Source organism: Gracilibacillus salinarum (genome assembly GCF_022919575.1).
Taxonomy (GTDB): domain Bacteria; phylum Bacillota; class Bacilli; order Bacillales; family Amphibacillaceae; genus Gracilibacillus; species Gracilibacillus salinarum.
The window spans coordinates 1485557-1505280 of sequence record NZ_CP095071.1; the positions used below are offsets into that span (position 1 = coordinate 1485557).

Sequence of the window (19724 nt, forward strand, 5' to 3'; positions counted from 1 at the left end):
ACTATATGAGTTGGCAAATAAAAATAGGACACCCATTACTAAAATGGATGTCCGGTTTTTCACTTTTCTGCTGTCATTTCCATCAGTTCCTCTATAGTGATGGATATCTTCTCAAAACTTTGATTGACGCTGTCCAATTGCTGCGCGAATTGTTCAATTTCGGTTTCGATTGTATTGTTATGTCCTTTTGCATCGTGCATATTCACCATTAATTCTTCAAAAAAGCGTGAGATCTGTTTCATGTTATCGCTACTGTTAGTTACTGACAGCTGCACCTCATCTACATAATTGGTTACTTTGGCAACCTGTGTATTGGTTTTATCTATAAGCCCTGTTACATTACTAACAGATTGCTTTGTCTGTTCTGCAAGTTTTCGGACTTCATCAGCAACCACCGCAAAACCTTTCCCTTCCTCCCCTGCCCGAGCAGCTTCAATTGCTGCATTCAATGCAAGCAGATTAGTCTGTTCTGCAATATCAGTCACCATGTTTACAATCGTTTCAATTTGATTAGAGATGTCAGAAAGGCTTGTACTTTCCCGTTTGATTCCGTGCATTTTTTCCTCAATCTGGCCGATTTGCACCTCTTGTGATTGCAGGTCGTTCCTTCGGTCAATCGATGAACTCTCTACGTGTTCTGATGTAATCGTTCCTTCCTGTGCATATTTCAGAATCGTCTCTACTTGCTGTGACAAGGATGCAGCAGACGATTTGGAAGATTGAAAAATAGCAGCTATACGTTCCGATGTTTCCTGTATCTTATCACGAATACGTTGCTTTTCTATCTCTTGCTGTTCGTGTACATCTTGTATTTTTACTTGATAGGCGTATAATACCAATTGCTGTTCTAGACTGATAATTTTTCCGGTTGCTAAAACAGCCTGATGAAAAAATGTTCTATCGGTAATCTCTTCTTGCAAAATAATTAATAGCTGGTTCTGCAGCCCTTGAAATGCAGCCAAATACCATTTGGGCTCTAGACCAATGTGATAATGTACTTCCGCAATTCGTACACGTTTCTCACAATAGGTCGAATCGATAATTCCATTAAACATTTCCTTAATATGAGGCTTTAACGATTGTTGTAACTTTTCAACAGAACTATTTGTTTCAATAATAGCTACCAAAGAGTCTTCATAGAATAAATTCCGGTAAAATTCATGCACAATCTCGTCTATTCGTTCATCTAACCATGGTTTTATTTGCTGTAATACCGCTAAATCCAATTCAGTTAAGTTTATGATTTGGATTTGCTTTTCCAATTCACTGCCACTTTCCACATCTAACAGAGCATTAGATGGATCTATTTCCAAATGTGTTGAAACCTTATCTCGCTTCTTAAACAAAATTGCCATGATAAAGGACTCCTTTTGTTGTTATTTTATTACATTTTATAGTACTTTTAGATTAAATAAAATAACCTACACAAAAGTTAGTACTTTTGTATAGGTTATTTGGTCATTTATACCAATCCCGTTACTTTATCTTTACACTTACAGGTTGTAAGCGTATATCCGATAATATGGAATCCTTTATGCTTAAGAAAGCGAATAGCTATATTTTTTTCTAAATGGCTGGATGCCACGATGTAAATAGATCGTGATGGAATTTCGTGATAATACCTTTTTAAATAAGCAATGGGAATAACAAGCGCATCATCAAACTTATCATTATCTGCTTCCTGGTAGTCTCTAATATCTAAAGTGATGGTTTGATTGTTTTGCTGCTTTTTCGGATCCACACACGGCACTCCTGAAATCGGCGCATATCGTGTATAAATCATTCGCGCAATCACTAGCAAAGCTATGATGACTGCCATCCAAAAGATCGACATGTTATAGCATCCTCCATTTTCCATGATGAAGCTCAGAATTGACGTCTGTCCTATATTACTTCTATAAGTGAGTGACAAAGCCTGTTAACAGGTTATACCTGCGTTAGTATATTGTCAACCTTTTGAATCATCATTATTGTTGATAATCTTTTACTTTTTGCCAATAGTGAACTAAGGTATTCATCCCTTTTTCAAAATGGGCAACCGGAAAGCTCTCATTCGGTGAGTGCAGCCGGTCATCAGGTGTGCCAAATCCGAGCAAGACAACTGGTATGTGATAAATAGCATCTATCCATTCTACAACAGGAATCGATCCACCCATTCTTACATACACTGCTTCTTTATCAAACGTTTCCGCAAAGCTTTCAGCAGCCTTCTCAATCAACTCATGATCTGGATCAACTTTATATGCCTTGGCAGATAAAGGTTCCCGCTTAATCGACAGGGTTACACCTTCCGGAACATGTTCCTCTAAATGCTTCACCAATAAATCTTGAATTTCCGTCGGATCCTGACCTGGGACGAGACGGCATGTCAATTTGGCGGTAGCAGTCGATGGGATAATTGTTTTGGTTCCTTCTCCTTGATAACCACTATACAAGCCATTGATTTCTAATGTTGGTCTTGCCATTGTATGTTCTTTTGCCGAATAGCCTGCTTCTGATACAGTACGTGATATTCCAGTAGAAGCAGGATAATCTTCACCTGGCGCATCCTTTATTAACGTACGCTCTTCCTCTGACAACGGTTCAACTTTATCATAAAAATGAGCGACTTGCACAACTTCTTGCTCATCTTTCATGGTCGCTAATAACTGAGCCATTGCCATTGCTGGATTTTTCACTGCTCCTCCGTAGAGACCTGAATGCAGATCATTATCTGGTCCCTTCAAGGTAAATTCTAATCCGGTAAATCCTTTTAACCCATACAAGATGGTTGGCTGATCATTTGCTACCATCCCTGAATCAGAGATCACAGCAAAATCTGCTGCAAATTTTTCTTTTTGCTGGTGAAGTATTTCGTACAAATTAGCACTGCCAATTTCTTCTTCCCCTTCAATACACACTTTCACATTAAGTGGTAAGGAGCCATTTGTTTTCATAAAAGCTTTTAACACAACAAGATGCATAAACACTTGCCCTTTGTCATCACTTGCCCCTCTTGCGTAAATGCGTCCATCTCTTATGTCAGCCTGGAAGGGTTCACTTTCCCACAAATCCAGCGGATCCGGTGGCTGTACATCGTAATGCCCGTAAAAAAGGACTGTTGGCGCTTCCGGCCCCGCTTCCATCCACTCTGCATAAACAAGAGGATGACCTGCTGTTTGCTGCACTTCTACTTTATCAAAGCCTGCTTCTTTTATATAATCTGCCACGAATTCTGCCGCGTTTTTCACATCGTCTTTATGTGAGGAATCTGTACTTACACTAGGAATATGTAAAAATTTCTTCAGTTCTTCGAGATGTGTTTCTTTATGTTTTTCCAAATATGCTAATACTTCTTTCATTTGCCCCATTCCTTTCCATGGTTTCCCATTGATAGTTTAACATAAAACGTGGGATTCATTCATTATAAACGTTTTTACCGTAGATGGTCATCGGTTCTAAGCAACAGCGCTTTGACTAAAACTAGAAATATGCTGGAGGGATATTCTGGCACATAAGAAAAGCCAGGAACCCCAGCAGGTCTTATCTAACAAAATAACATTCCACTGCCTGTAATATGTATTATGTAAACAAGCAGCTTAGTGGTGATTTTGAAATATTATGTGTGGTAGGATACCGCTCCGGCCAACCACTTCGCGTCCTGCGGGAGTTATTATGAACGAAACTAGCCCCTTCTCGTATTATCGAAGGTTAATCCGGGTATAGCGTAAGTGAAATGAAAACCCAAATCAGAGCTAAAATACGAAAGGAGCTAGTACCATGAAGTATAACACAAAATATGTAGGATTGGACGTATCGAAAGAGAAAATTGCAGTAGCCGTTGCGGATGAAGGACGTTCTAAACCAAGGTATATTGGGATGATTGACTATACAGTAGAAGCCATTGATAAGATAATGAAGAAATTAGGAGAATCCGCAGAGCTTCAAGTTTGTTATGAGGCCGGAGCTGTTGGGTATGGACTCTATCGATTGCTTACACATTTGGATATCCCTTGCGAAGTTATTGCGCCATCCTTAATCCCTCAGAAACCTGGTAATAAGGTGAAGACCGATAAGCGAGATGCTTTAAATCTGGCAACCCTTTATCGCGCAGGGGAATTAACACCGATTTTTGTCCCCACAGAAGATGATGAGGCTTTACGTGATTTAGTTCGGGGACGTGAAGATGTGAAGGAAGATGAAAAAAGAGCCAAACATAGAGTAAACCATTTTCTTCTTAGAAATGGAAGAAAAGAACCGGAAGGAGTCAGAAAATGGAGTGTGAGATATTGGGAATGGCTTCACACCTTAACATTTAAGCGATTAACATCAAGGAGCATATTCCAAGAATATGTGCAACTACTTAGGGAATCTCAACAACGATTAAAGCGATTAGAAAAGATTATTAAAGAAGAAGCCGAAAATGGTGTACATGCCCCCATGATCCAAAAACTTATGTCACTTCGAGGTGTAGCCTTAATCACCGCAACTAGTTTAGTGGCAGAAGTCGGTTCATTTGAACGCTTTCAAAAAGCCAGCCAATTTATGTCCTACACAGGTTTGGTGCCGATGGAAAGTTCCAGCGGGTATATACGAAAGCAAGGTAATATAACGAGAACAGGAAATAGACATGTTCGAAGGCTTTTGATTGAGGCTGCATGGAGTTATCGTTATTCACCTGCCGTGAAAGGAGAGTTGGCAAAGAGACAAAAAGGACAACCAGCTAATGTTACAACTATTTCGTGGAATGCCCAACAACGCTTGCATAAGAAGTATTTCCGACTAATGCAACGAGGAAAAGAAAGTGGTAAAGTTATCACAGCTATTGGGAGAGAGTTGGCAGGTTTCATATGGGCAATTGCCAACGAACCAACTAATGAATTTACGTAATCATTAAAGTAGGCATGCGCGAATAGAAGGAAGAAGTGATCTGCAATAAAAGGAAATGAATATAGGGCTTGAAGGCAAAGATAAAAACCGTAAAGGATAACGCACGACGTAGACTTGTGCTAGCTATGTTTTAATAGTGAACGCACGCCAGGAGTTCGTGACAGATCCTGAAACGGAAAGATAAAATGTGAGAACCCACGGATATAATCGGAGCAGAGAATTTTTGCCTTCATGCCGTGTGTTCACCTCCTTTATAACTGAAAAGGAAGGGTGAATCTCATTATTTCTTAGCTTTGCATAAGTGTCTCTCCTATTAAAAGCATCGTCAAGGAGAACACTTGACAATCCTTTTGATAGGAGAGGAGAAGTTGGTAAGCTAAGAAGAAGGAGATATTCTGCATATCTCTGCTTATTGAATAGTATTTAATAAAAAAAGAGCCAACATGGACTCTTAGCTTAAGGTTGCCCAAAATTAGAAACTTTCCATTGTTTGCGACAGGGACTTGACAGTTTCGTTCATATCAGTCTACGTGGTTGGCCTACGCTAGGATAGGGACTCTACAACTTTATCCGAGCCAGTATATTAACTGCATGCATATATAACAGGAATTGAATGATTAACATAATGCCTAGAACCACTGCTTTTAGCTGTTTCATACGTTGTAGCACTTCCCATAAGCGTAGGAAATAGGTGGAGACTCCCGTGGAATCAGCGCGAGCTGAAGATCCATTTAGTTTACCTATCATACAAAAAGCACTTATCTTCTTCAGATAAGTGCTTTTTTGTATTTATTCTAAACCTTTTGCTAAGTCTTCTATTAGATCATCTACATCTTCAATACCAACTGAGATACGGATTAGGCCGTCTGTGATGCCTAGTTCTTCTCGGCGCTCTTTTGGAATAGAGGCATGTGTCATGCGGGCAGGGATTGAGATAAGACTTTCTACAGCGCCTAGGCTTTCTGCTAATGTGAAGTATTCCACCTTGCTCAAGACTTGGTCTGCTTTTTCTCCGCTACCTGCGTCAAAAGCGATCATTCCGCCAAATCCTTCCGCTTGCTCTTGTGTCGTTTCATGACCAGGATGTGCAGGTAAGCCAGGGTAATATACTTTTGTCACGTTCGGATGTTCATCTAAATAAGCTGCAATCTTGTTCGCATTCTTTTCAATAGCTTCCATACGCAGACCTAAAGTTTTAATCCCGCGCATTAACAACCAGCTGTCTTGGGGTCCTAATACAGCTCCTACAGAATTTTGAATAAAATGAATTTCCTCTGCTAATGATTCATCATTTACTACGACAAGTCCTGACACTACATCACTATGGCCACCAATATATTTAGTGGCACTGTGTAAGACGATATCCGCTCCTGCATCAAGTGGTGTCTGGAAATACGGCGTTGCAAAAGTATTATCAACGACGAGCAATAAATCATGCTTATCGGCAATCTCTCTCATTTTCTTAAGGTCCGTTACTTTTAATAATGGATTGGTTGGTGTTTCAATATACAATATTTTAGAATTAGGCTGAATAGCTGCTTCTACAGCGTCTGCATCACTCGTATCTACAAAGGTATGACCTAATTCAATTCGATCTAATACTTTTGTTGTTAAGCGATAGGTACCACCGTATACATCATCCGTTAATACAACATGATCACCCGATTTCAATAACATCATCACCGAAGTTATAGCAGCCATACCAGAGGCGAATGCAAAACCTGCTTTACCATTCTCCAATTCTGCAATCACTGTTTCCAATGCATGTCGAGTTGGGTTACCAGTTCGTGAGTATTCATAACCAGTATGTTTACCTGCTTCAGGCTGACGGTACGTACTTACTTGATAAATGGGTACAGAAACAGCGCCTGTTTTTTCATCACCGGTTATACCGCCATGTACCATTTTTGTTTTTCGTTTCATCTGATTACCTCCTTAATCATCAAACGTATAAATATCTTTGCTTAAATAACGTTCACTGCTGTCTGGAAATATGGTTACGATATTACTGCCAGGCTTTGCCTTTTCCGCTTCTTTTAACGCAGCCACCATCGCGGCACCTGAAGAACTACCTACAAGCAGTCCTTCTTTTTTTGCTAAGAGTTGCACCATCTCAAATGCTTTCTCATCTTCCACTGTATAAATGTCGTCAAATAGTTGACGATCCATATAAGCTGGCAAGAACTCCATTCCAATGCCTTCTGTACGGTGTGAACCTGCTGGACCCCCAGCAATGACAGATCCTTCTGGTTCAACGATAACCGTCTTCGTATCTGCATTCTGATCTTTGAAATAACGGGCAGCCCCCATAAATGTACCACCGGTTCCGGCACCAGCGACAAACACAGAAACGTTACCACCTAAATCTTTTTCAATCTCTGGCGCAATCGTTTTATAATACGTATCGGGATTCGCTTGATTTTCAAATTGTTGGGCTGCATAGCTATTTGGAATTTCTGCTAACAGTTCTTTCGTTCGCTCTATCGCGCCACTCATTCCTTCAGCTTTCGGGGTGTGTACGATTTCTGCACCTAATGCACGCATTAATATCTGTTTCTCCCGACTGAAGTGTTCCGGAACAACAAAGATTACCCGAAAACCCTGATTTACAGCTGCTAATGCAATGCCAATACCGGTATTTCCTGCTGTTGGTTCAATAATAGTACCACCAGGTTTTAATTCACCTGATTTAATAGCTGTCTGAATCAGATTGATTCCGAGGCGATCTTTAATACTGCCACCCGGGTTGAAATATTCTAATTTTGCAAAAAGTCGTACACCGTCCGGGAGTGAGAAATGACTCAACTCCATCAACGGTGTACCTCCAACTAGCTCTTGTATATTTTTATAAAGTGCCAATGGTAATCTCCCTCTTCTTATTCAGCAAAAACGATATGCCACTCATCTTTACCTGCTAACATATTTCTAGCGATGTCTTTTGCACCTTCTAAGCTGTGGTTAGCTGCCCATCCACATTGCACTTCGTTACATGCAGGAACTTCAGTTGCTTTTGTTACATCTTCCAACGTCTTCTCCAAGGCTTCTGTAATGTCGTCAAAGCTGTCATTGTTGAGAACAGCTAAATAAAAGCCAGTCTGGCACCCCATTGGTCCGATATCTAACACGTTGTCCAGATGATTACGGATGTTCTCTGCCATTAGATGTTCAATGGAGTGTAAACCTGCCATGTCCATATGATCCTTATTTGGCTGGCAGAAGCGAATATCATATTTGTACACTTTGTCACCATTTTGTCCTGTTGTGACACCTACTAAGCGGACATAAGGCGCTTTTACCTTCGTATGGTCTAAGTTAAAGCTTTCTACATTCATTTTTTTAGTCATGAGATATCCTCCTCTTATTGTTTTTCTGCTACCAAAATCCAAACGAATTTATTTCGCTGTGTGGCTTCAAAATGAAAGCCACTTTCCGTGAATAACTGACGTATTTCTTGCAATTGTGGATAATATTCTCGATTCAAATCTTCCAGTAAATCAAGATAGCCTTTTTCTTTTGCTTCCTGTTTGATTTGTTGTTCTGCCTGCTCATTCTCATAGACTGTATCTGCAAAGATTACTTTACCACCTTCCTCTAACAACGAATAGAAATTAGCAATTGCTTGCTGCTTTTCCTCTTTTGTTAAATGATGAAAGGCATACGTACTAACGATGGAATGAATTGGTTCATCTAAAGTTGGGAAGGATAGAAAATCCCCTTCAAATAAAGGAAGGTTTGGTATTTTTTTCTCTGCCAGCTCGCGCATTGGCTCTGATGGTTCTATTCCAATTACGTGCTGGCCTTTTTCGATAATCTTCTCTGTTAAATTCCCTGTACCAACACCAAATTCCAGTACAGATCCTTCTGCCAACTGGGCTACCTCACCTAATATTGTATCATATCGTTCGAACACATCTCTATATTGAGGATCGTGTCCTGTTACGGCTTCATCATAGGACGAAGCCCATTCTTCGAACACATCCAGAAATTCTCTCCCCATAGATTCATTCCTCCATTTATGTTAATCCATACTATTTTACTCTGTTTTATCGGAATTGACACTAATATAGCATAAAAACCGTCTTCTTGCAAAAAACTGAACTGTTATTTCACGCTCCAAATTCAGGAAAAATGATTAGAGAAGATTATTGAATTATTCAGCACTATTTATAAAACTTTTCCCAGAATGTGGATTATGTAAACTAGCATCTTTGTGGCCATTTTGAAAAATTATGTGTGGTATGATACCGCTCCGGCCAACCACTTCGTCCTGCGGGGCACGGCTGAAGCTAGGCTACTACAAGAAATACTCCTTTGCTGCCTTGCACCGAGGAAGCCTACTTCGAAGCAATACTAGAAGACACAGGTGCAGACGTTGTGGATCTCCAGCACCTGCACAATCCCGCGGGAGTCTCCGTGGTTGGCCTACGCTAGGATGTGGACTCTACAACTTTTGTAAGAGATAGCATATTGATCACTGTATATATATAACAACAATTGAATGAATAACATAATGCCTAGAACCACTGCTTTTAACTGTTCCATAAGTTGTAGTACTTCCCTTAAGCGTAGGAAATAGGCGGAGACTCCCGTGGAATCAGCGCGAGCTGAAGATCCATTTAGTCTGTGCCTGTGTCTGCAAGTATCGCTTCGAAGTGATCTTCCTCGGCACAAGGCAGCAAAGATGCTGTTTAAGCAGTAGCCTAGCTGAAGTCGTGCCCACAGGACGCGGAGCCTATTTCCGGAGCTTTGCTAAGCAGATATAATCTATCAAAATGAGCATTTTGCAATACAGCCTTTGTTGACATAAACCATATTATAGGTACTCTAATCATGTTCCATATGATTACTGATGTGACCAGACTTATTTACTTTCTTGACCTGACAAAAAAAACGCATGCAATCGATGTCAACTCGATTGCATGCGGCATATACTTTATCACGGTGCTAACTCCACTTCAAACTTCGATTATTACAAAAAAACTAAGTGGAAGTACACAGACTATTATCGGTTATCGGTGTATTCTTCGTTTGCAGGGAAAATTCGTTCAATCATGTTGCCCATTTGATCGAAGAATCCTTCTACTGGCTGGCCACTTTCCAAATCATTCGAATATTGTCCTGCTAGTTCAAAGAAATCTGGGTTGGTGGATACATAGACGTTGTCGATATCTTTATTGACAGATTTAACTGTTTTTGTAATTTTATCCTTTACTTCGTCGGTTAATTCACCTTTATTTTCTTTATCCCAAGTTGCTGCAACATAAGCATTATTATCGGTTGTAATCACATAAGCACGATCTATACCTTCAATTTTACTTGCAATCTGATCCGCTGCTTTATCTGCAACATCATAATTATTCTTTACATCTGCATTCTTTTTATCACCGCGATTGGTACGGTCATCAAACATATATTTATCGTTATTATTAATTTGTCTGGCCTGTTCATTATTATTTTCACGATCTGTAGATGGATCATTAGATGTTTGATTATAGCCAATCGGACGGACTGTATTACCATTGTATTCGCCATTTTCCTGACCATATTCGTCAGCGCCACAAGCAACAAGTGACACAGTAGCTGCAAATGTTAGCGCCATTGCTGATTTTGACAGCTTCATGCTTTTCCCTCCTTTTTAATATGGGATCACCCATAGTTTTGGAGGAAATGTCTCTTGTTATCCTGCTTAATTTTTGGCAGTAACACCAACAGTTCACCCGAGTATTTAACTAATTTGAGCAAATAATATTTGTAATTCCCCAACTCGTTTTGTGTTACCTATCTCTAATTGAAAAAGGGGGATCAGAATTTTGACAAGTATCGATTATGATAAAGCCTTGTTTTATATGTTGTGGGGACAATGGGACGATTTGTTAGTATTAATGGTACGGACCAATGATGACTTGCTGTCAAAGAAAATTGAGCAGTTTTTACATGCCTACCATTACCCCCGTTCACGTGACTATTTAATGAATACACATGAAGAACTAATGCATTATATTGACCATGCATTAGTCAGTCAAATGCTGTTAGCTCAAACACAATAAAGTGAGATTTTGACCAGATGGGTTTTTGACCCCGACTGATCATTAGCGAAACTTATCAGGATGTTAGCGTCTGTTTACTCCACTTAGTGTCTTAGTGACGGTTAGCACCGTGATAAATCAGATTACAGCAACTGGATTACACTCCAGTTGCTGATCAATTATTTCCCCGGTAATTGATTTCAAATAAGTCATGACGTCTGTCGCGTAATTGCCTTACAGTACCTGATTTGCGTTGTCTTCTTAGAATTTCTAAATCAACATCCCCAACAACAACTGTTTCAATATTTGGATTACATTCTCCTACAATACCATCCCGAGCAAACTCAAAGTCCGATGGAGTAAATATGCCAGACTGTGCATACTGAATATCCATATTTTCCACTTGCGTTAAATTACCCACCGTACCTGCTATTACTGTATACACTTGATTTTCAACAGCTCGAGCCTGTGCACAATATCGCACTCGTAAATAACCTTGCCTGTCATCTGTACAAAATGGCACAAAAATGATATTTGCACCTTGATCAACGGCATATCTGGTTAACTCCGGGAATTGGATATCATAGCAGATTTGAATGGCAATCTTGCCACAATCTGTATCAAAAATCCCTACCTGGTCACCAGGCTGAATCCCCCACCACTTCTTTTCATTTGGCGTAACATGAATTTTATATTGCTTCTCAATTGTTCCATCCCTGCGAAACAAATAGGCAATATTATAAATGTGATCGTTTTCCTCTACGAAATGAGAGCCGCCAACAATATTGACATTATACTTCACCGCTAAATCCGTGAATAATGCAATATAGTCCTCGGTAAATTCAGATAGTTTTCGAATCGCCTGTGACGGTACCTTTTCATCTATAAAAGACATCAATTGAGCTGTGAAAATCTCCGGGAACACAGCAAAATCAGAACCAAAGTCATAAGCTACATCTACATAATATTCGACTTGCTTAGCAAACTCTTCAAATGATTCAATTCGTTTCATCATGTATTGAATCACCGTAATCCTTACCGGAAAAGCAGTCTTAAAGTGACGTTTTGTTTTCGGATGGTACTCAATATTGTTCCATTCCATCAACGTTGCATACTGAGCAGATGCCTTATCATCTGGTAAATATTTAGGATTAATACGCATGACGGAAAAGCCGTTCATAATCTGGAAGGTTAATACCGGATCATATATATTTTTATAGGTGACTTCTTCGACATATTCTCTCGGTGTCAGCTTGTCCTGATATTGGTGATAATTTGGAATTCTGCCTCCGATGATAATACTCTTCAAGTTCATACGATGCGCCAGGTCTTTACGTGCTTCATACAATCTTTTGCCGATCTTCATCCCTTGAAAAGAGGGATCCACCATTACTTCAATTCCGTATAAGTTATAGCCTTCTGGGTTATGATTTGTTATATATCCTTGATCTGTAATATCGTCCCATGTATGTTGATCATCATATTCGTCAAAATTAATAATCAGACTGGAGCAGCTGCCAATAATCTGACCGTCATATTCCACACAAAATTGTCCCTCTGGAAAAATGCTGAGATGACTTTCCAAATGTGCTTTCTTCCAAGGTTCCATATTAGGAAAGCATTTCTGTTGTAATTCAAAAATTTGATCAAAATCTTTATGTGTCAGGTTCCGTACAACTATTTTCTTTTCAAAGTTGGATAAATCAATCTTTGACATGTATGTGCCACCCTTTCTTGTCGCTGTTACGTAAATTATACCTTACTTCAGAAGAATTCTCTTTCCTCACGCTTGTCTCCATCACTTCTGTTAGTATGCTCAAATAAGAAAAAACCGGGCAAAAAAACTGCATACAACTATCTATAATACGGAATTTTGACATTTGAAATGTGCTTTTTGAAATATTAGCGAGTCGACTTAATAGAGATTTGTTATCGCAAAAAAACTGTCACCTGTAATTAGAACGAGGTGACAGTTTATGAATGAATCTTATTGTTTATGATGTTCCTTATAATTAAAATGATTGCGCTTTTCTCTATAACCTTTTTCTTTTTTAGATTCTGAACGATCTTGCCATTTGTTCTTATTATCTTCTTGTTTCTCTTTCCAATAATTCCTCTTCTTCCATTGATCGGATTTATTATTGTTGAAATAGTTCTCTTTTTCAGAAAAATCTTTTTCTTTTTTGGACTGCTTTTTAGTCTGTTGCTGCCTTTTCTTCTCTTCTTTTTCTTGCTGTTTTCGCCATTTTTCCTCTTGCTTTTCCTGCTGCTTTTCGGCTTTTTCCTTAGCTTTCTCTTGCTGTTTTTGTGCCTTTTCTTTAGCCTTTTCTAGTTGTTTTTCATCTTTTTGCTCTTCTTCCTGCTTCTTTTGTTCCTGCTCTTCTTCGTCACTTTTACTTTCGGGTACGCTTATTACTACCTCTTCCTGCTTAGCTGTTGCATCCATATCTTCGACTTCCGTTTGCTTCTCTTGAGTAGTTCCAGTCGATTCATCATCCGTTTCAGTCGTATCCGCTTTATTTTCATTATAATAATTTTCAATGATTTGTTTCTCATCTTCATCGATAGAGGACGCAGATATGTCTTTTTCCGAATCAACTGTGTCAACGTTATCATCAGAATCGCTTCCGGCAGTAATAGTCTTGGCTGCTAGTTCATTCATCGAGACATGCTCAGATTCCGCCTCTGTCCGCAGTGCTTCTGGCACTTCATAGATTGCAACCTGATAACCCAATGATTGAAAATGATTGTTTAACTGAGCTTCAAATTGTTCATCCGCTTTCCCATTATAGAAACTGACAGCCATCAGCATCGGGCGTCCCGTCTCAAGTTCCCCACCTGTTTGCTTGATCGCATCAAGTATTTCATCTGTTAATGATGTAATGGTATGGTTTTCCACATTTAAACTTTGCATTAGTTGTTTGGCATCATCATTAATCGGATCGACATCTATAATCCGATAATTCTCATCGATTGTTACATTCAAACTTGGATTAATATCAATACTTACTACGGCATATGCCTGATCTTCTGTAACCAATATGTATAAAGGACTTAATAGCAGCAAACAGACCAATGCCATTGGCGCTATTTTCCATCTTGATCCTTTAAACAACATACAAACTTGATGCCAAAAAGACTTTTTTTCATGGAAAAAGGTCTCCATACCAATTTCTATTTGCTTAATTGGTACTGCTTTGTGGAACACCCCATGCTTGTCCATCACGATTGTATAACGTGATCGATGTTCCACAACAATTCCTTTTTTCACAGATCTACCCCCTCAAGGTATTCTCTTAAGTAGATATAATCACCCGTAAGAATGATAAAAACGGTTAAAATATACTTACGATTACGTTCTAACGTTTTTTTACTCACAGGTACTACTTTTAGCAATTTTTTAATTGGCACTCTTTTCTTGCGTAACACATATTCTTTTAACGTATCATCATCTACTAAAATCTTCGCTGCACTTACTGCCGACTCACGTGCATCACGGTGTTTCGGAGAAATGACCGTTAATTCTGCAAATGATATTTTATAATCTTGCAACTGTTTCGACAATTCCATGATTTCCTGTTTACGATACCACGATTCCTGTTCCAATTGAAATATTTTCTTCGCCTCGGAGATTTGAATCGGCGTCTCTTCAAGTTCTTCGTCATCATTCGCATCCAAAGACGGGTACATATATTGTCTTTGTTCTTTTCTTATGTAGTCGATTACTTTTCGTTTGATAATGACTTGTGCAAATGCTAAAAACGAAGCACCTTTCTCCCGTGAATACATTCCAATTGCATCATTGAACGCGATCATTCCTACACTAAACTCATCGTTTTGTCGCTTAATATATCTTTTGCAGACCTCTGATACACACTTTGCAATAAACGGTTGGTATGCTTTAATTATTTCGTTTCGTAAGCGTTCATCACCCCGCTGTATCCGTTCAATATCGTCTTCTAATCTATATTCTCTATCGATTAACTGGCTTTCTAACATATTCAGCACCACCAGTCCTTTACAATTTTCGTTTTATATGAAAGCTTTTTTGTCTGTATTAGAAAAAATAATTCACCAATCACCAGTTTAATTTTGTCACTTTCTACAGAGTATAAGAAAAAAATATTTCTATCTACCATATTTCAATTACATTTCATTAAAATTTATTTTCAATAAATAGTTATATTTACTTATTGTGATACAAAAGACACAGACAGGAAATATGTTCCATTAGGTCAATAGACTTCCTTTTCTTCAAATTTCTTAACGAACCTTATTTACCCTAGTTTTAAAAAGATTAAACGCCTATTTATTGATAACTCCAAAGAAACGTTATTTAGAAAAATTGGGCATAACCAAGCCGATCTTAATTAACAGCTTTCTATAATACGAAATATGTCAGCTTAGTGTCTCTTTTGAAATGATTCATGCGCTGGAATACCACTCCGTCCAACCACTTCGCGTCCTGCGGGGCATATTTTCAGAGCTTTGCTAAGCAATCATAATTACTTTTTGACTGATCACAGAAAATCTCCAGCTATCACTGGAGATTTTCGAATTCAATATAAGATATCGGCACCGCTAAACCTACTCTGCCATGCTCATCATTCTTTTGAGTTGCAAACACAACTGCGATCACTTTTCCCGACTCATTGATTACCGGACTGCCACTATTGCCACGATACACCGGAGCGTCCAGCAGATAAACGGATTGCTCCCAGGATGATAATGTTGTCTGCCCGATGATATCTCCCTTATTGGCAATACCATTGAAGCGAAGCGGATTGCCAATGAACAATACATTTTCGATCTCAGCTGGTTGTTGTCCGTTTGCTATTTCCAGATGAGGTACGTTTTCTGCTTCGACGTCAATTAGAGCTAAATCTATATCTGGATAGGTCTCTACAACTTCACCATCGAAAAGACCCTGTTCTTCGAAAGCAACTGTAATCGTTCTCTGGTCCTCAATCACATGATAGTTCGTCACTATATACCCATCTTCTGAAATGGCAAAACCTGTGCCTTTATTATCGGCACCTTCAATCACCACAACAGCTTCACGATACTGTTGTACTTGTTCATCTTGCATTACCTTAGCAGATGTTTGGATAAATTCAATTGCCGGTATCGAGAAGGTCTGCGGTATTATCGCGATTACTTGAATAAACATCGCTACGGCAATCAGCCAAAACGCCCATTTCGGAAAAATCGATTTCTTCTGCTCTTCTGAAGCTAGACGTTCTTTTTCTTTTAATTTTTGACGCTCTTCCTGCACCAGCTCATACATTTCTTCAGGCTCTAAATCTTCATATAAATCTTCGTCAATAATATCTCTATCTTCACGGTCTGAACGCTTCATGTCACACCTCATTATCGCACGTGTTTGATAATATCATTATAACATTTTGTTTGAAGGAATCACCAGATTGTTTTATATTAGATACTAGTAGAAAAAAAGGGAGTGGCATGATGTTATTAGACGAAATACTAGAATTTAATGAAAAGTTTGTAGATGAAAAAGGGTTTGAACGATTTGAAACCGATAAATTTCCAAATAAACGTGCAGTCATTTTTACTTGTATGGATACTCGGCTGGTAGAACTCTTGCCAAATGCACTGAATCTGAAAAATGGTGATGTCAAGATGGTTAAAAATGCAGGTGCGATCTTAAATGATCCGTATGACAGTGCAATGAAAAGTATCTTGGTAGCGATTCATGCATTACAAGCAGATGAAGTCTTTGTTATCGCTCACCATCGTTGTGGAATGAATGGATTTGATACCAATCAGTTTGTCGATGTAATGAAGGATAAAGGCATCGACCAAAAAGCGATTGACAGCTTAGAGAAAGCACCAGAAGATTGGTTAACCGGCTTTAACGACGTAAATGCTAATGTTGAACAATCCGTACGCATTATTGAAAATCACCCACTATTACCAGAAGATGTACCCGTTCACGGCCTTGTCATCGACCCAGCAACAGGAAAACTGGATCTAGTCAAAAAAGGGTATTAATAATTCAATAAAGCTACTTTAAACGCGGACTAGCTTCTGCCATGCCCATAGGATGGGGAGTGGATTACTGGTCCATGATAATATGTTACATCAGAAAAAACCGGGCACCCCCGCCCGGTCCTTTTTGAAATAAATACATTATATACAACTACCTATAATGTGGATTATGTAAACAAAGGCTGTATTGCAAAATAGTCATTTTGATATTTTTTATCTGCTTAGCAAAGCTCCAGAAATAGGCTCCGCGTCCTGTGGGCACGACTTCAGCTCGGCTACTACTCGAACAGCATCTTTGCTGCCTTGTGCCGAGGAAGCTTACTTCAAAGCGATACTAGTAGACACAGGCACAAACTAAATGGATCTTCAGCTCGCGCTGATTCCACGGGAGTCTCCGCCTATTTCCTACGCTAATGGGAAGTACTACAACGATTGGAACAGCTAGAAGCAGTGGTGCTAAGCAATGTATTACATCAATTAAGGTGTAAATCTTGCAGATAGCGCTTCATATCCTAGCTGTCGCATAAATTGTGGAGCTATACATCAGCGGAGGCCAACCACGCAGACTCCCGCGGGACAGGCAGGCGCTGAAGATCCACTCTGTGAAGTGCCCTTCTTCACAAAGTTAGCTTCAGCCGTGCGCCGCAGGACGCGAAGTGGTTGGACGGAGCGGTATGCCAGCACTTGAAATATTTCAAAATCACCGTATTACTAAGGACGTTTGTTTACATAATCCATATTATAGAAACTCCACTTCATGTTCCATACAATGAAAAAAGCCCGATTTCTCGCGAGGAGGAATCGGGCTTTTTGTTTATACGCCATAATCAAATTCGTCTGGATGTGCTCCAAGGCGATTGTTGGCATCGATCGTTTTCATTGCGTTCATATCTTGTTCTGTTAATTCAAAATCAAAAATATCAACGTTTTCGCGCTGGCGTTCTTTGTGTACAGACTTCGGTATCGTAATGATACCACTCTGATATTGCCAGCGGACAATAATTTGTGAAGGCTTTTTATTATATTTGTTTGCTAGTTTCTGCAATACTTCATGATCGAAGTAGCGCGCTTTACCTAAAGGTGCCCAGGCTTCCACAAGAATATTGTGTTTGTCACAAAATTCTCGTACGGCTTGTTGCTGCAGCTGCGGATGCAATTCCACTTGATTGACGACAGGTTTTACCTCAGCTGTTTCGAGCAATTCTTCTAAATGGTGAGGTTCGAAGTTACTAACGCCAATTGCTTTTGCCTTGCCGTCACGGTAAATTTCCTCTAACGCTTGATAGGTCTCTTTAAATTTTCCCGGTACTGGCCAGTGCACTAAATAAAGATCGACGTAATCCATTTGCAGACGTTCTAAACTGTGAGTAAAGGCTGCTTTAGTTTTCTCATAACCTTGCTCATCATTCCAAACCTTTGTCGTGACAAAAATTTCTTCGCGTGGTACATCACTGTCTTTAATCGCCTGGCCAACACCTTCTTCATTACCATATAAAGAAGCGGTATCGATATGACGGTATCCTAACTCCAAGGCAGATTTAACAGCTTGATAGACTTCTTCCCCTGCTTCAGCTTTATATACACCTAAGCCAATCGCAGGAATCTCTGTTCCATTATTCAATTTCCTGGTTGTACGTAAGCTCATTCTCCAACGCCTCCTTTATTTTTCAATCTACTTCTATTCTAATGAAAAGATAAGATGAGCTAAAGAAAACTGCTTACTGTGCTTGCTCTTTGATCAATTCGATTACTTTTTCTTTTGCTTCACTGGAACGGTACTTGGTCATTTTGTCCTTAATCGTGACTTTTTCTTTCTTAAGCTGTTCAACCGCTGTAATTAACGATTCTGTCGACAGTTGTTCTTCTTCTAGAACGTGAGCATATCCTTGTTTTTCAAAAGAATGAGCGTTAACGATCTGGTCCCCTCTGCTTGCCTGCCTTGACAAAGGAATCAGCAGCATCGGTTTATTGAGTGCCAAAAATTCAAAGATGGCGTTTGCTCCTGCTCGTGAGCATACTAAATCAGTAAGTGCCAATAGATCTCGCAATTCTTCCTGCACATATTCATATTGGACATAACCTTCTCTGTCTATTTCCTCATCCAGATTGTCTTTCCCGCAAATGTGAATGATATTAAAATCTGGTAACAACGTATCCAGAGCTTCACGTACTGCTTTGTTAATCTTTTGGGATCCTGCACTCCCGCCCATTACTAATAGCACTGTTTTGTTGTTTTTAAATCCGGTAACAGTTAATCCTTTTTCCCGGTTCCCGGTAAATAGCTCTTCACGGACGACTGCACCGACCCATTCTGCTTTTTCTTTTGGTAAATAATCGATCGTTTCAGGAAAAGTTGCTAATACTTTTTTTGCGAATGGAATCGCCAATTTATTTGCCAAACCTGGTGTGAAATCCGATTCATGGATAACTGCTGGCACCCCGCGCATCCGAGCTGCTACCAGTACAGGTACCGAGACAAAACCACCTTTTGAAAAAATGACAGCCGGCTTTTTCTTGCCAATTATTCGATGGGCCTGCCACGTTCCTTTTAATACTTTAAACGGATCTTTAAAATTTTCCTTAGAGAAATAGCGACGTAATTTCCCCGTAGAAATAGCATGATAGTTCACGCCTTCAAGTGGCTCGATTAATTCTCTTTCAATACCATTTTTCGATCCTATGTAATCGATCGTCCACCCTTCTTTCAAAAACTCTGGAATAATAGCAAGATTCACCATTACGTGTCCTGCCGTTCCGCCGCCTGTAAAAATAATTTGCTTCGTTGTCATAAATAAACCGACCTCTCTCTTCACATTA

17 protein-coding genes are annotated in these 19724 nt (G+C 39.4%); 3 read left to right on the plus strand and 14 right to left on the minus strand.

The window, feature by feature from the left end:
• Nucleotides 1-59: 59 nt before the first annotated feature.
• From MUN87_RS22360 to MUN87_RS07225, 3 genes are all read right to left on the minus strand, one after another.
• The gene (locus MUN87_RS22360; RefSeq protein ID WP_305037445.1) at nucleotides 60-1355 is read right to left on the minus strand and encodes a globin-coupled sensor protein; all 1296 of its coding nucleotides are present in this window, start codon (nucleotides 1353-1355) and stop codon (nucleotides 60-62) included.
• Nucleotides 1356-1462: 107 nt separating this feature from the next.
• A complete protein-coding gene (locus tag MUN87_RS07220; RefSeq protein WP_244747033.1) occupies nucleotides 1463-1834 on the minus strand; it encodes a rhodanese-like domain-containing protein in 372 nt (123 codons plus the stop codon).
• A gap of 133 nt (nucleotides 1835-1967) precedes the next feature.
• A complete protein-coding gene (locus MUN87_RS07225; RefSeq protein ID WP_244747034.1) occupies nucleotides 1968-3350 on the minus strand; it encodes a dipeptidase in 1383 nt (460 codons plus the stop codon).
• Between the two features lie 409 nt (nucleotides 3351-3759).
• Here MUN87_RS07225 and MUN87_RS07230 point away from each other — a divergent pair, with 409 nt between their 5' ends.
• On the plus strand, nucleotides 3760-4869 hold the full coding sequence (locus tag MUN87_RS07230; RefSeq protein WP_244747035.1) for an IS110 family RNA-guided transposase: 1110 nt from the start codon (nucleotides 3760-3762) through the stop codon (nucleotides 4867-4869).
• A gap of 789 nt (nucleotides 4870-5658) precedes the next feature.
• Here the strand turns inward: MUN87_RS07230 and MUN87_RS07235 are convergent.
• The 5 genes from MUN87_RS07235 to MUN87_RS07255 all read right to left on the minus strand — a co-directional run bounded on the left by MUN87_RS07235 (nucleotide 5659) and on the right by MUN87_RS07255 (nucleotide 10489).
• Nucleotides 5659-6792 (minus strand): bifunctional cystathionine gamma-lyase/homocysteine desulfhydrase, encoded by a 1134-nt coding sequence (locus MUN87_RS07235; protein WP_244747036.1) that lies wholly within the window; start codon nucleotides 6790-6792, stop codon nucleotides 5659-5661.
• Between the two features lie 12 nt (nucleotides 6793-6804).
• Nucleotides 6805-7680 (minus strand): PLP-dependent cysteine synthase family protein, encoded by an 876-nt coding sequence (locus MUN87_RS07240; RefSeq protein WP_439649665.1) that lies wholly within the window; start codon nucleotides 7678-7680, stop codon nucleotides 6805-6807.
• A gap of 65 nt (nucleotides 7681-7745) precedes the next feature.
• On the minus strand, nucleotides 7746-8213 hold the full coding sequence (locus MUN87_RS07245) for an S-ribosylhomocysteine lyase (RefSeq protein WP_244747038.1): 468 nt from the start codon (nucleotides 8211-8213) through the stop codon (nucleotides 7746-7748).
• A 14-nt stretch (nucleotides 8214-8227) separates the two neighbouring features.
• Complete coding sequence (locus MUN87_RS07250; RefSeq protein WP_244747039.1) at nucleotides 8228-8866, minus strand: class I SAM-dependent DNA methyltransferase; 639 nt, start codon at nucleotides 8864-8866, stop codon at nucleotides 8228-8230.
• A 1005-nt stretch (nucleotides 8867-9871) separates the two neighbouring features.
• Nucleotides 9872-10489, minus strand: coding sequence for a YhcN/YlaJ family sporulation lipoprotein (locus MUN87_RS07255; RefSeq protein ID WP_244747040.1), 618 nt, complete (start codon nucleotides 10487-10489; stop codon nucleotides 9872-9874).
• Nucleotides 10490-10679: 190 nt separating this feature from the next.
• Here MUN87_RS07255 and MUN87_RS07260 point away from each other — a divergent pair, with 190 nt between their 5' ends.
• Nucleotides 10680-10916 (plus strand): YhdB family protein, encoded by a 237-nt coding sequence (locus MUN87_RS07260; protein WP_244747041.1) that lies wholly within the window; start codon nucleotides 10680-10682, stop codon nucleotides 10914-10916.
• A gap of 154 nt (nucleotides 10917-11070) precedes the next feature.
• Here the strand turns inward: MUN87_RS07260 and MUN87_RS07265 are convergent, their stop codons facing one another.
• The 4 genes from MUN87_RS07265 to MUN87_RS07280 form a co-directional block, all read right to left on the minus strand.
• Entirely contained in the window at nucleotides 11071-12612 is a 1542-nt protein-coding gene (locus MUN87_RS07265) for a bifunctional GNAT family N-acetyltransferase/carbon-nitrogen hydrolase family protein (RefSeq protein WP_244747042.1), read from the minus strand.
• Between the two features lie 270 nt (nucleotides 12613-12882).
• A complete protein-coding gene (locus MUN87_RS07270; protein WP_244747043.1) occupies nucleotides 12883-14166 on the minus strand; it encodes an anti-sigma-I factor RsgI family protein in 1284 nt (427 codons plus the stop codon).
• The gene (gene sigI / locus MUN87_RS07275; protein WP_244747044.1) at nucleotides 14163-14894 is read right to left on the minus strand and encodes an RNA polymerase sigma-I factor; all 732 of its coding nucleotides are present in this window, start codon (nucleotides 14892-14894) and stop codon (nucleotides 14163-14165) included. Before sigI ends, MUN87_RS07270 begins: the two co-directional genes overlap by 4 nt.
• 541 nt (nucleotides 14895-15435) lie before the next feature.
• The gene (locus tag MUN87_RS07280; RefSeq protein WP_244747045.1) at nucleotides 15436-16254 is read right to left on the minus strand and encodes a S1C family serine protease; all 819 of its coding nucleotides are present in this window, start codon (nucleotides 16252-16254) and stop codon (nucleotides 15436-15438) included.
• Between the two features lie 107 nt (nucleotides 16255-16361).
• Between MUN87_RS07280 and MUN87_RS07285 the strand changes: the two genes are divergently transcribed.
• Nucleotides 16362-16910 carry a beta-class carbonic anhydrase gene (locus MUN87_RS07285; RefSeq protein ID WP_244747046.1) on the plus strand — a complete coding sequence of 183 codons (549 nt, stop codon included), beginning with the start codon at nucleotides 16362-16364 and terminating at the stop codon, nucleotides 16908-16910.
• A gap of 811 nt (nucleotides 16911-17721) precedes the next feature.
• Here the strand turns inward: MUN87_RS07285 and MUN87_RS07290 are convergent.
• Both MUN87_RS07290 and murG read right to left on the minus strand, forming a co-directional pair.
• A complete protein-coding gene (locus MUN87_RS07290; protein ID WP_244747047.1) occupies nucleotides 17722-18552 on the minus strand; it encodes an aldo/keto reductase in 831 nt (276 codons plus the stop codon).
• Between the two features lie 73 nt (nucleotides 18553-18625).
• Nucleotides 18626-19696 (minus strand): undecaprenyldiphospho-muramoylpentapeptide beta-N-acetylglucosaminyltransferase, encoded by a 1071-nt coding sequence (gene murG, locus MUN87_RS07295; RefSeq protein ID WP_244747048.1) that lies wholly within the window; start codon nucleotides 19694-19696, stop codon nucleotides 18626-18628.
• Between the last annotated feature and the right edge of the window lie 28 nt (nucleotides 19697-19724).